14 protein-coding genes are annotated in these 12,306 nt (G+C 67.0%); 6 read left to right on the forward strand and 8 right to left on the reverse strand.

Annotated elements, in window-relative coordinates; all coding sequences use genetic code 11:
• Positions 1-11 precede the first annotated feature (11 nt).
• The 8 genes from AC1GI4_RS14410 to radC all read right to left on the reverse strand — a co-directional run bounded on the left by AC1GI4_RS14410 (position 12) and on the right by radC (position 6,563).
• Positions 12-1,322, reverse strand: a complete 1,311-nt coding sequence (locus AC1GI4_RS14410) for an alkaline phosphatase family protein (protein WP_479629956.1) — start codon at positions 1,320-1,322, stop codon at positions 12-14.
• Positions 1,323-1,401: 79 nt separating this feature from the next.
• Positions 1,402-1,794: a BLUF domain-containing protein gene (locus AC1GI4_RS14415; protein ID WP_294273412.1), complete on the reverse strand. Its 393-nt coding sequence runs from the start codon at positions 1,792-1,794 to the stop codon at positions 1,402-1,404.
• An 81-nt stretch (positions 1,795-1,875) separates the two neighbouring features.
• A complete protein-coding gene (gene ychF / locus AC1GI4_RS14420; RefSeq protein WP_479629957.1) occupies positions 1,876-2,976 on the reverse strand; it encodes a redox-regulated ATPase YchF in 1,101 nt (366 codons plus the stop codon).
• Between the two features lie 226 nt (positions 2,977-3,202).
• Positions 3,203-3,397, reverse strand: coding sequence for a hypothetical protein (locus AC1GI4_RS14425; protein WP_433911287.1), 195 nt, complete (start codon positions 3,395-3,397; stop codon positions 3,203-3,205).
• Between the two features lie 164 nt (positions 3,398-3,561).
• Positions 3,562-4,164, reverse strand: a complete 603-nt coding sequence (locus tag AC1GI4_RS14430) for a TIGR02466 family protein (protein ID WP_479629958.1) — start codon at positions 4,162-4,164, stop codon at positions 3,562-3,564.
• Positions 4,161-4,736, reverse strand: a complete 576-nt coding sequence (gene pth, locus AC1GI4_RS14435) for an aminoacyl-tRNA hydrolase (protein WP_294273403.1) — start codon at positions 4,734-4,736, stop codon at positions 4,161-4,163. The genes AC1GI4_RS14430 and pth overlap by 4 nt, the downstream gene beginning before the upstream one ends.
• Before the next feature lie 84 nt (positions 4,737-4,820).
• Positions 4,821-5,795 carry a hypothetical protein gene (locus AC1GI4_RS14440; RefSeq protein ID WP_479629959.1) on the reverse strand — a complete coding sequence of 325 codons (975 nt, stop codon included), beginning with the start codon at positions 5,793-5,795 and terminating at the stop codon, positions 4,821-4,823.
• Positions 5,796-5,873: 78 nt separating this feature from the next.
• Entirely contained in the window at positions 5,874-6,563 is a 690-nt protein-coding gene (gene radC, locus AC1GI4_RS14445; RefSeq protein ID WP_479629960.1) for a RadC family protein, read from the reverse strand.
• Between the two features lie 126 nt (positions 6,564-6,689).
• On the opposite strand from radC, the gene AC1GI4_RS14450 reads away from it, so the two are divergent.
• From AC1GI4_RS14450 to AC1GI4_RS14475, 6 genes are all read left to right on the forward strand, one after another.
• Positions 6,690-9,878: an intermembrane phospholipid transport YdbH family protein gene (locus AC1GI4_RS14450; protein WP_479629961.1), complete on the forward strand. Its 3,189-nt coding sequence runs from the start codon at positions 6,690-6,692 to the stop codon at positions 9,876-9,878.
• Between the two features lie 44 nt (positions 9,879-9,922).
• A complete protein-coding gene (locus AC1GI4_RS14455; protein WP_479629962.1) occupies positions 9,923-10,096 on the forward strand; it encodes a YnbE family lipoprotein in 174 nt (57 codons plus the stop codon).
• Between the two features lie 2 nt (positions 10,097-10,098).
• Positions 10,099-10,479, forward strand: a complete 381-nt coding sequence (locus AC1GI4_RS14460) for a YdbL family probable chaperone protein (protein ID WP_076711475.1) — start codon at positions 10,099-10,101, stop codon at positions 10,477-10,479.
• Between the two features lie 355 nt (positions 10,480-10,834).
• Entirely contained in the window at positions 10,835-11,152 is a 318-nt protein-coding gene (locus tag AC1GI4_RS14465; protein ID WP_042484278.1) for an AtpZ/AtpI family protein, read from the forward strand.
• Positions 11,153-11,185: 33 nt separating this feature from the next.
• The gene (locus tag AC1GI4_RS14470) at positions 11,186-11,977 is read left to right on the forward strand and encodes a F0F1 ATP synthase subunit A (protein WP_230481902.1); all 792 of its coding nucleotides are present in this window, start codon (positions 11,186-11,188) and stop codon (positions 11,975-11,977) included.
• Between the two features lie 81 nt (positions 11,978-12,058).
• Entirely contained in the window at positions 12,059-12,286 is a 228-nt protein-coding gene (locus AC1GI4_RS14475; protein WP_007406947.1) for a F0F1 ATP synthase subunit C, read from the forward strand.
• Positions 12,287-12,306: the final 20 nt, after the last annotated feature.

The raw sequence follows: 12,306 nt of genomic DNA on the forward strand, positions 1-12,306 counted from the left end.
CCCTTGTCTCCTCAGCGTCGAAACGCGCGGCGGAACGGCGCGTCGTTGCCGTCCAGTCCCTGACCCGCCGGCAGGCCGATCAGGTCGCGCAGTAGCGGTGCAACGTCGACATTGTCGAATGGTGCCAGCCGGACGCCTGGGCGGAAGGCCGGGCCGTTGGCGATGAACAGCGCGGTCATGGTCGGATCGGCATTGTCATAGCCGTGCATTCCCCCGGCAAAGGGCTTGTCCGGGGCCTTTGCCTCGATCATCCACCCGGCATCGGCCAGGCAAAAATAGGGGGCGATGCGCGGATTGCGGCCGTAATGGAAACGCGCCGGGATTTCGCCCTTGCGCCAGCACGTCATGTGCCCGTGCCGCCCGAGCAGGCGCGCCTCCAGGGCGGCCTCATGCCCCGGCCTGGCGGTGATCGAGGCAAAGGGGCCGTCGTCGCTCAGTTCGTAATCGGCCGGGTCCAGCAGCTGGTCGAGCGCGATCACCCGGTCGCTCGACGTGGCGGCCATGCCATGATCGGCGACGACCACCAGATTGGCGGGCTGATGCAACTCGGCGAGCCCCGCGACCAGCATTCCGATCGCCTGGTCGGCCTTGGCGATGGCGGTGTTGATCTCGGGATTGTCCGGGCCAACCTCGTGCCCGGCGATATCCACTTCGTCGATATAGAGGGTCAGGAAGCGCGGACGGGTGGCTGTCGGACGCCGGAGCCAGTCGAGGATGGCGTCGACCCGCTGCCGTTCGGACACGGCGGAATTATACGCCTGCCAGTCGTGCGGGCGGATGCCGCCGGTGACGGTGTGATGGCTGTCGTTTTGCTGGACGCCGCCCCAGGCGACGGTCGATCCGGGCCAGAACATGGTGGCGGTCGGGATGCCCGCCTTCTCGGCGGTGACCCAGAGCGGTTCGGCCGCATTCCACCAATAAGGCTGCTCCGACGCCATGGTGAAGCGCTCGCCCGGATGCGCCGGGTCGGTGAAGCTGTTGGCGACGATGCCGTGGCGGTCGGGCACCAGCCCGGTCACCAGCGTCCAGTGATTGGGGAACGTCTTGGACGGGAAGGACGGCCGCATCGGCGCGCTCACTCCGCCAGCGGCCAAGCGCGACAAGTTCGGGGTGATGCCGCGGTTCAGATAGTCGGCACGGAACCCGTCGATCGATACCAGGATCGTGACCGGCGCGCGTTCCTCGCGCATTGGGGTGACGGGCGTCGCGGCGCCGGTCACGGGCGGTGCGCTCGTCACCGGCGGCAGGGCGGGCGGGCTGTAGGGATAAGCGCAACCGCCGAGCAGGGCGAGCGCAATGGCAGCAAGGGGGAGTCGGATCACGGGAGAGGCTATCCTTTCGGACCAGCCCGATAGCGCCGCAATATGACACTGGCGAGGGGGCAGCCGCCGCGCCGATCCCTCAGTCGACCGGAAAGAACTGACGGATGGTCGGGTCCGCGTTGCGGAGGAGGAGGCGGAGCCGCTCGGTAGCGTCCTGCGGCCGATCGCCGGGCAGTCCGGCCATGGCCCATTCGCCGAATGCGGGGCCGTCGGTCATCCGGTCGTCGAGGATGCGGATGTCGGCATGGCGGGGGTCGCCCATGATACGCGACAGTGTTTCGTGCACGCTGTCCGCCGGACCTTCCAGCAGCTGGCGATACTCGCCGTCCCCGATCCACAAGATGCCCGAAACGCCGTCCATGCCATTGTTGCGGCGCGAACTGGCCAGAATGGCCTCTTGATCGGCGCGTTTGTCCTCGCCGACCGCGCGGCTGGTGTAGATGACACGGCGAAATGCACTAACATGGATCATGTTTGGGCGCCTAACGTGCGTCGCCGCGTCTGAAAAGCGTCAAATGTGCCGGTCGGGCGAACCCGACCGGCACAAAAGGGATCAGACGTTGAAGCGGAACAGCATCACGTCGCCGTCCTGAACGACATATTCCTTGCCTTCGGCGCGCAGCTTGCCCGCATCGCGCGCGCCCGCTTCGCCCTTGAACGCGATATAGTCGGGGAAGGCGATCGTCTCGGCGCGGATGAAGCCGCGTTCGAAATCGCTGTGGATCTCGCCCGCCGCATTGGGCGCCTTGGCGCCGCGATGGACGGTCCAGGCGCGCGCTTCCTTCGGCCCGACGGTGAAGAAGGTCAGCAGGTCGAGCAGCGCGTAACCGGCGCGGATCACGCGGGCCAGGCCGGTTTCCGACAGGCCCAGTTCCGACAGGAATTCACCGCGATCCTCGGCGGGCATGGTCGCGATCTCGGCCTCGATCGCCGCCGACACGACGACGGCCTGTGCGCCCTCTGCCGCCGCCTTTTCGAAGACGCGCGCCGAATGGGCGTTGCCGTTCGCCGCGTTCGATTCCTCGACATTGCAGACATAGAGGACGGGCTTTGCGGTCAGCAGCTGGGCCTGCGAAAAGACGCGGGCTTCCTCTTCGTCCTTGGGCACGGTCAGCCGCGCGGGCTTGCCATCGCGCAGCAGCTCCAGCGTCTGGCCCAGGACCGAGGCGGCGATCTTGGCTTCCTTGTCGCCCTGCTGGCCCTTCTTGATGAAGGCGGGGACGCGCTTTTCCAGGCTTTCCAGGTCGGAGAGCATCAGCTCGGTCTCGACCGTCTCGGCGTCGGCGATGGGATCGACCTTGCCCTCGACATGGGTGACGTCACCGTCCTCGAAGCAGCGCAGGACGTGGACGATCGCGTCCACCTCGCGGATATTGCCCAGGAACTGGTTGCCCAGGCCCTCGCCCTTCGACGCACCGCGCACCAGCCCGGCGATGTCGACGAACGCCAGCTGCGTCTCGATGATCTTGGCCGAGCCCGCGACCTCGGCCAGCTGGTACAGGCGCAGATCGGGCACCGCGACGTTGCCGACATTGGGCTCGATCGTGCAGAACGGATAATTGGCGGCCTGCGCCGCCGCCGTTTCGGTCAGCGCGTTGAAAAGGGTGGACTTGCCGACATTCGGCAGGCCGACGATGCCGCAGCGGAAACCCATGCGTCGCTTATCCTACAGGAAAGGGGAAAGCGCCCCTCTAGCGAGGATGGGGGAATTTCTCAACCGATGGTGCGGAGGGACGGGGGCGTTTGTCCCGCCTCCGTTCGGCCTGAGCGAAGTCGAAGGCCAAGGGAATCCGGTTAGCCAAGATACCCCTTGGCTAAGGTTTGACCCGTGGCCTTCGACTTCGCTCAGGCTGAACGGTGTGGGGGAGTTCCCGTACTCCTCAGGCGGCCCCTACCGCCAGCGCGGCGGCATAGCCGAGCAGCATGACGCCCATCGCACCCGAAAAGCCCATCAGCACCAGACCCATATAATGCAGGATCGCCGGATTGGCGCGCTGCGCCTTCTTGTTCCGACCCAGGCCCGACAGCACGAAGCTGGCCAACATGCCAAAGGTGAAGACGGCGAATTCGAGCATTGGGAACAGATCCGGGATAGGGGTGCGATCGCCTTTTCCCTTACCCAAAACAGGTTAACAGCACGATATCGCCGCGACCAAGCGCCTTTCATGCGCGACCAGCCGAGGGAACTTTTCGACTGGTCGCGGGTGCGGTGCGCGTCGTCGTCCCCGTTCCATTCGGATCAGTAATAATTGAAGCTGACGCTGATCCGCTCGCCCTTCGCGGCGTTGGGCACCACCTCATGCCGCAGCCAGCTTTCCCAGAGCAGCACCGTACCCGGCTCGGGCGTGGCGGTGGCGAAGGTTGCGAGATCGTCCGGCGCATCGGCGCGGCGCGGCGGCGCGGCCATCAGCATTGGCAGGCGCGGGTCCTCCAGCTTCAGTGCGCCCGAGCCCTTGGGCATGGCGACATAGAGCGTGCCCGACACCACCGAATGCGGGTGGATATGCGCCGAGTGGTGGCCGCCGGGCTTCAGGACATTGACCCACAGGCTGTCGAGCTTCAGCTTGCGGCCGCCAAGGTCGAAGGCACATTCCTCGGCGAAGCGCGCGACATGACGGTCCAGCTTTTTCTTGAGGTCGGCGAAGACGGGATCGCGGATCGGCAGGTCATTGAGCGAGGCATAGCTGGTATAGCCGCGATAGCCATGCTCCTTGGACCAGCGCCGCCCCGCCCGGTCGTCCTCGGCCAGCGCCCAGCAGCTTTGCTCGATCTCGGCCAGCAGCTCGGCATCATCCAACTGGCCCTCATAGAGCAGCGAGGCGAAGAGGCGCCGCACGCTCATGCCGCATCCCCCAGCCGCAGCGCGATGTCGTTGACGAAGCGCACGTCGTCGCCCTCCGCCAGCCAGTGCGCCTCCGCCGCCAGTGCGCCGAGCAGGTCGGACAGCGGTTCGATCTCGGACTTGGCGTAATTGCCCAGCACATGGCCGGTTACACGGTCTTTGTGCCCCGGATGCCCGATGCCCAGCCGCACGCGGCGAAAATCCGGCCCCAGATGCTGGTCGATCGAGCGCAGGCCGTTATGCCCCGCCGTACCGCCGCCGGTCTTCACCTTGACGCGGAAGGGCGCGATGTCGAGTTCGTCGTGAAAGACGGTCAGGGCGTCCACGCCCAGCTTGTAGAAGCGCAGCGCCTCGCCGACGCTGCGGCCGCTTTCGTTCATGAAGGTGGCGGGCTTCAGCAGCAGGATCTTCTGACCGCCGATCCGCCCTTCCTGGGTCCAGCCCTGGAACTGCTTCTTCACGGGGCCGAAGTCGTGCACCTCGGCAATGGCGTCCATCGCCATAAAGCCGACATTGTGGCGGTGCATCGCATATTGCGCGCCCGGATTGCCCAGCCCGGTCCAGACCTGCATGTGGTGTTCCTTGTCCGTGATCGCGACGGCCCCTAGCACCGGGCGCGACGAACGCGAAACGGGGCTTTGTCGTTGTGTAGACGATCAGGGCCGGGGCAGAAGGGCGATCGCCCGGTCGGTCGCGACGATATAGCGGTCGTCCGAGTAACGATGCGTGCCGACGAAATGGATGAAGCGCTCGTCCACCGGCTGCGGCTCCAGCCAGTAATTGTGATAGCGCGCATAGGGCAGCAGGCGCACGCCCGGTTCGTTGGCCAGCAGGAAGTTGGATGTGACCTGCTCGCTGCCCCAGCGTGTCCAGGCGGTATCGCCGACCAGCCGGGCGCCTTCCTGCGAAAAGCGAACCGCCTCGGCCTGCCCGCTCGGGCCGCCGCGTGCGAAGCCTGCAAATCCTGCACAGCCGCGAACATAATGGTGGCGGTCGGCGTCGAGATGGTCGGCCAGGCGCGACTCGATCAGGCTCTGGATATGCGCGGGCTCGGCGGCGGGGCCTTGGGGATAGCGATGGGCGACGAAGTCGGGCAGCGTCCGGATGCCCATGTCCTCGGCATCGGGGCCACCCAGGAAGAGGAAGCTGTCATTCGCGACGATCGCGGCACGCACTTCGGGAACGTCGCCCAGCGTCACCGTGTCCGAATCGAGCTGGATGACATAATCCTCCGCCCGCAGCGCCAGCACGGTCAGCAGCCTTTCCCATGCTCCGCCGCGCGGGCATCCCGCGCCGTCGACATCGGCCAGCCGCAATATGGTGGGCGATCCGACATGATGCGCGAGCAGGCGTTTGTCGGCGTCGGTCAGGGTGCCGTCGTCGAGGATGACGATCCGCCCCATGCCCAGATGGTGGTGGAACGACTTCACCGCGACCAGATAGGGCAGGACGGTGGCGGTGCCGATCATCGACAGGATCACCACGCCGTCCTGCTTCGGCACGATCGGCGGCGTTGCCTGAATCGCGCGGGCATGGTGGAAATGCCGCTTCATCCGATGGGCGCGCGACTGGCGGTCGACCAGATGACAGGCCAGGCCGATGCCCGGCAGCTTGCGGATTGCGTCCATCATGGCGCGCGTGATGAGCGAGCGGGCAGGGCCGGACAAGCCGGGATCGCGGCGGCCAAGGACCGATTTGGCACTATCGGGTCAGATTAGACCCTGCGCGCGCAAGCTGACATGGCCCGAGGTGCCGATGATGATATGGTCGTGCACCGTGATGCCCAGCCGCTTCCCCGCCTCGGCGATGGCGCGGGTCACGTCGATATCGGCGCGGCTGGGCGACGGATCGCCGCTGGGATGGTTATGGACCAGGATCAGCGCGGCCGAGCCGAAGTCGATCGCGCGCCGGATTACCTCGCGGACATAGACCGGGGCCTGGTCGATCGAACCCTGTCCCATCAATTCGTCGCGGATCAACATGTTACGGGTATTCAGATGCAGCACCCGCACCCGTTCGACCCCGTGATGCGCCATGTCGGCGTGAAGATAGTCGAGCAGCGCCTGCCAGTTGGACAGGACCGGCCGCTTCATCGCTTCCGCCTGGACCAGTCTAAGCGCGCACGCCTGGGCGATCTTGATCGTCGCCGCCGCCGTCTCACCGATCCCGTCGACCCGCTGGAGCGCGATCGGATCGGCGGTCAGGACGCCGCCGATATCGTGGAACTCGCGGAGCAGCGCCTTGGCCATCGGCTTGGTGTCGCGGCGCGGGATGGCGGTCATCAGCAGATATTCGATCAGTTCATGATCGAGCAATCCGCCACCGCCCAGCAATCGGTTGCGCAGCCGCGCGCGGTGCCCGGCATGGTCATTGGCCTCGATTTCGCTGGTGTCGCGCATGGTCCGTCCCCCCGATGCGGGTCAGCATAAAGCGGGCGGCGGGAACTGTCGCCGGGCTTCACGCGATTGCGTGGCGCGAGAACCGGCGGCTATGACATGGGCCGAGAGCGAGGGAGTGGCATCGGGGTGGAGGGCGCGAGCGAGGAGATCGAGACGCGCGTGACCCCGGTCGCGAGCCCCACCCGGCGTTTCCGCCGCCTGCAATTCACGCTGATCGCCATCGCCCTTGTCATCCTCGTCGCGCTGGTCGCGCTGTGGATCGAGCGAAAGCCGCTGGCCGGGCATGTGCTGGACCGCGAACTGGCGAAGCGCGGCGTGCCTGCGCGCTACAAAATTTCCGACCTGGGTTTTGGCCGCCAGCGGCTGACCGATGTGGTGATGGGCGATCCGCGCCATCCCGATCTGGTCGCCGACTGGATGGAGACGCGGACCCGCATGACCCTGTCGGGCCCGGAAGTGACGGGGGTGCGTGCCGGGCGCGTTCGCCTGCGCGGACGGCTGGTCGACGGGCGGATCAGCCTGGGTACGCTCGACAAGCTGATGGGCGGGGCAGGCTCCTCGGGCACGCCATTCCAGCTGCCCAAGCTCGACGTGATCGTGCAGGATGGCGGCATCCGGCTTGATACGCCGCACGGGGCCATCGGGCTCAGCGTGTCGGGGCAGGGCGTGTTGAGCGACGGCTTTACCGGGCGGCTGGCGGCGGTGGCCCCCCGGTTGGTGATGGGCGATTGCGTCGCCACCGGGCTGGCCGCGCCATTGCGCGTGCGGGTGGTGCGCGAGCAGCCGACGCTGACCGGGCCGCTGCGGCTGGGCAATCTGCGCTGCGGTGAGGTGGCGGTCGCCGATCTGGCGGCGCGGGTCGACGTGACCTTCGGCGCGGCGCTCGACCGCTGGCAGGGGCGCGCCTCGGTCGGCAGCGGCGCGATCCGCCATCCCGTCATCGCCGCCGCGGCGATCGACGGGCAGCTGGACTTTTCGGGCACGCCCAAGGGCACGCAGGGCCGGATGCAGGTCACCGCGCGCAACGTGGCGGCGCATTTCGGTCGGGCCGAGCGGGCGATGGTCGCGGGCCGCTATCTGGTCGGCCCGACCACCCGCTTCGACGGCCAGGCGCAGTTAAGCGGCGCACAGGCGTCGGCCACGGCCCTCGCCCCCGTGCTGAAGGCGGGGGAGGCGGCAGCGGGTACGCCGGTCGGGCCGGTGGTGCGCGCCATGGTTCAGGCGGTCGGCCGGGCCGGGCGGCGCTTCGCCGCCGACATGGCGCTGGCGATCGATAGCGATCGGGGGCCGCGAGGCCCCGGCTTTGCGGTGCGGGTGCCGCGCCTGACTATCGCCTCGGCCAGCGGCGGACGGCTCGCCTTCGCGGGCGGCTCCGGCCTGGCCTATGATGCGCGGGGGCTGCGCATCGATACGCGGCTCGCCATGGGCGGCGGCGGTCTGCCCGGCCTGCGTGCGACGCTGCAACAGGATGGCCCGAAACAGCCGATACGCGGCACCGCCGAGCTGGCCCGCTACGAAGCGGGCGGGGCGGCCCTGGCGTTCGACCGGATGGTGTTCCGCTCCGCCGCCAATGGCGAGACCCAGGTGACGACCCGCGTCGCATTGTCCGGGCCGATCAGCGGCGGGCGGATCGACGGGCTGGTCCTGCCGATCGCGGCGCGCTGGGACGGCGGGCGGCGGTTGCTCGTCAATCCGACCTGCCAGCCGCTGGCGATCGACCGGCTGGCGCTGTCGGGGCTGCGGCTGGCGCGGGTGGGCGTGCGGCTATGTCCGCTGGATGGCGCGCTGGTTCGGCTGGACGGGGCAAGGCTGGGCGGCGGGGCGCAGCTGGGGGCGACCAAGCTGGTCGGGCAGATCGGTAGCAGCCCGCTGGCGCTGGCGGCGACGACCACCCGCTTCGCGCTGGCCGACCGCAGCTTCACCCTGACCGGCGTGCAGTCCAGCATCGGCCGCCCCGAATCGCCGACCCGGATCGATGCGGCCGAACTGACCGGCCGGATCACGCCGCAAGGTATCGCGGGCCAGTTCACCGGCGGCGCGGGGCAGGTCGGGCAGGTGCCGCTGCTGCTCGGGGAGGCGCAAGGCGACTGGCAACTGAAGGGCGGCGTGCTGACCCTGAACGGCGCGCTTCAGGTGCGCGACGCGCGCGCCGATTCGCCGCGCTTCCTGCCCATGGCGGCGCGCGACGTCACGCTGACGCTGGTGGGCAGCCGGATCGACGCCAAGGGCACGCTGTTCGAGCCGACGAAGAATGTGAAGGTCGCCGATGTCACCATCACCCATGCGCTCGACAAGGGCGCGGGCGAGGCGGACCTGACGGTCCCCGGCATCACTTTCACAAAGGAGTTCCAGCCGGAATTGCTGACCCCGGTGACGAAAGGCGTGATCGAGGATGTGCGCGGGCCGGTCAACGGGACGGGCCATATCGCCTGGGACGCCGACGGTGTGCGCTCGACCGGGCGATTCGGCACCGACGGGATCGACCTCGCCGCCGCACTTGGCCCGGTCAGCGGCATTGTGGGGACGATCAATTTTACCGATCTGCTCGCGCTGGAAAGCGCACCGGGGCAGGTGGCGACGGTCAAGACGATCAACCCGGGCATCCAGGTGACGAACGGCGTCATCCGCTACCAGACGCTGTCCGGGTCACGCGTGAAGGTGGAGAGCGGTCGCTGGCCCTTTGCGGGCGGCACCCTGACCCTCGACCCGACGCTGCTCGACTTCTCGCAGCCGGTCGAGCGGCGCATGACCTTCCATGTCGAGGGGGCGGCGGCCGACCAGTTCCTGCTCCAGTTCGACTTCCAGAATCTGAACGCGACGGGCGTTTTCGACGGCACCCTGCCCATGATCTTCGACGAACGCGGCGGGCGGATCGAGGGCGGGCGGCTGATCGTGCGACCCGGTGGCGGAAGCATCGCCTATCTGGGTGAGATCAGTCAGAAAAATCTGGGCTTCTGGGGCAATCTGGCGTTCGGGGCGCTGCGTTCGCTCAACTATCGGTCCTTGCGGATCGACATGAACGGGCCGCTGGCGGGCGAGATGGTGACCGACGTGCGCTTCGCCGGGATCAGCCAGGGCAAGGGCGCCAAGTCCAATTTCATCATCCGGCGGCTGCAGAAGCTGCCCTTCATCTTCAACGTGCGGATCAAGGCGCCCTTCCGCGGGCTGCTTGATTCGGCGCAGTCCTTCTACGACCCGCGCCGCCTGATCCAGCGCAACCTACCCGCCCTTCTGGACGAACAGAACAAGCGGGCCGCACCGCCCGCCACCGTCAAACCCGCCATTCAGCCTTCGGCAAGCGAGACCGTGCCATGACCGTAACAGGATTGAAAATGCAGGACAGAATGCCGATCTTGGGGATGACACGATGGATGCCGGTCGCGCTGACCCTGCTCGGCGGAGGATGCGTCAACATCTCCGCGCCGGACAAGCCGATCGAGATCAATCTGAACATCAATGTGACGCAGGAAGTGGTATATCGCCTGGATGGCGAGGCCAAATCGCTGATCCAGCAGAATCCGGGGATATTCTAATCATGAAGGCAAAGACGGTGATCCTGGCGCTCGGTGCGGTGGCGCTGCTGGGCGTGTCCGGCATGGCAATGGCGCAGCGCGATCCGGCCTATGCCGCCGCGCGCGCCGAGGGCTTGGTGGGCGAGCAGCCCGACGGCTATCTGGGCATCGTCGGCAGCGCGACGCCCGCGCTGCGCACGCTGGTCAACAGCATCAACATCCAGCGCAAGGCCGCCTATACCCAAAAGGCGCAGGCCAGCGGCGCGACCGTCGAGCAGATGGCCTTCACCAGCGGCTGCAACCTGATCGCGCAGACCGCGAGCGGCGAGAAGTACAAGACGCCCGAAGGCGTGTGGAAGACCCGCACCGGCGCGGCCCCGGAACGCGCCCCGGCCTGCGTGTAATGCCCCTTCTTACTCCCCTCCCGCAGGCGGGAGGGGCCGGGGGAGGGGAGTCCGGTAGCGATCAGGCGAGCATGTTGGAGGCGCGCTTGAAACCTCTCGATCGAATTCATCGCTCGCCGACAGCGCCAGCCCTCCCCCAACCCCTCCCGCCTGCGGGAGGGGAGGAATAAAGGGGAGAAGAACAAGGGGGCGCTGTCACTCCCCGGCAACAATGCTTAACACATCTGTCACAACCCAACCCCCAGGCGGTTGACTTGGGGGGAGGGGCTTTCTAAACGGGCCTCGCCTTGGCGGGGTCGCTCGCCGTTCGCGCGCATTCTCCCCTTCGGTGACGAAATCAGGTGAGGGTGGCTGCGTGGCGGAGAAGGAACCCGGACAGGACTTTGGCGATGCGGACGATCCGCGTCTGGCCGCGCTGGATCAGCGATTGGCCAAGGCGAAAGCGGACGGCGCAGCGCGGCAGGGGGTGAAGGTGGATGCCGACAGGGGTTATTCCCAGGGCAGTCGCGTCATCTCCGCGCTGATCGGAAGTCTTGTCGGCAGTGCGTTGATCGGCTGGCTTTTCGACCGCTGGTTCGGCACCGCACCCTGGGCCCTGATCGTGATGCTGTTCCTGGGGATCGGCGTGGCGTTCAGGCAGATCATTCGGATTTCTGGTGAGCGCCCGGAGTAACCGGGCGTTCGTCATATGTGGGAACGAAGCAGCGTGGCGGCAGAATCGGGCGGCAAGATTGATCCGATGCACCAGTTCCTGATCGAGCCGGTGCTCGGTCGGCACTGGGTGGTCGGCGGCTACGACCTTTCCTTCACCAATTCCGCTTTGTGGATGGTGGCGACGCTGGTCGCGCTGTGGATCTTCATGATCGGCGGGATGAAGCGCGATCTGGTGCCCGGTCGCTGGCAGGCGGCGGTCGAGGGCTTTACCGGCTTCGTCAATTCGATGCTGACGTCGAACATCGGCCCGGAAGGCAAACGCTTCCTGCCCTATGTCTTCTCGCTGTTCATGTTCATCCTGTTCGCCAACATCCTAGGCCTGCTGCCCTTCGGTGTCGTGCCGGGTGTCCATCCCTTCACCGTGACCAGCCATCTGACCGTGACCGGCGTGCTCGCCGTCATCTCGTTCGCGATCGTGCTGATCGTCGGCTTCGGTCGTCACGGCTTTCACTTCTTCGCGCTGTTCGTGCCGCACGGCACGCCCAAGCTGATGATTCCGCTGATCTTCGTGGTCGAGCTGATGAGCTTCCTGGTGCGCCCCTTCTCGCTGGGTCTGCGACTGTTCGTCGCGATGACCGCGGGGCACATCCTGCTGAAGGTTCTCGCCGCCTTCGTCATCAACGGCATCAACATGGGCCCGGGTTATGCCGCGCTCATCACCCTGCCGAGCTTCCTGCTGATGATCGGCATCACGCTTCTCGAACTGCTGGTCGCCGCGATCCAGGCCTATGTCTTCGCGCTGCTGACCTCGGTTTATCTGAACGACGCCGTCAACCTGCACTGATCCGGTACGGCCGGATCGGGCAGGCGGGCGCGCCGCCGACTTGAATACCCAAACGACCCTTTTTGAACTGGAGTGATTGAAATGGACGCAGAAGCCGCGAAGCTGATCGGTGCCGGTCTGGCCGCTATCGGCATGGGCATCGCCTCGCTCGGCGTGGGCAACGTGTTCGCCAAGTTCCTCGAAGGCGCGCTGCGCAATCCGGGCGCGGCGGACAGCCAGCAGGGCCGCCTCTTCATCGGTTTCGCCGGTGCCGAGCTTCTGGGCCTGCTCGCCTTCGTGACGATGATCATCCTGGTGTTCGTCGCCTAATCATTCGGATCGGCCGGGCG

Source organism: Sphingomonas sp. 77B (assembly GCF_056497825.1).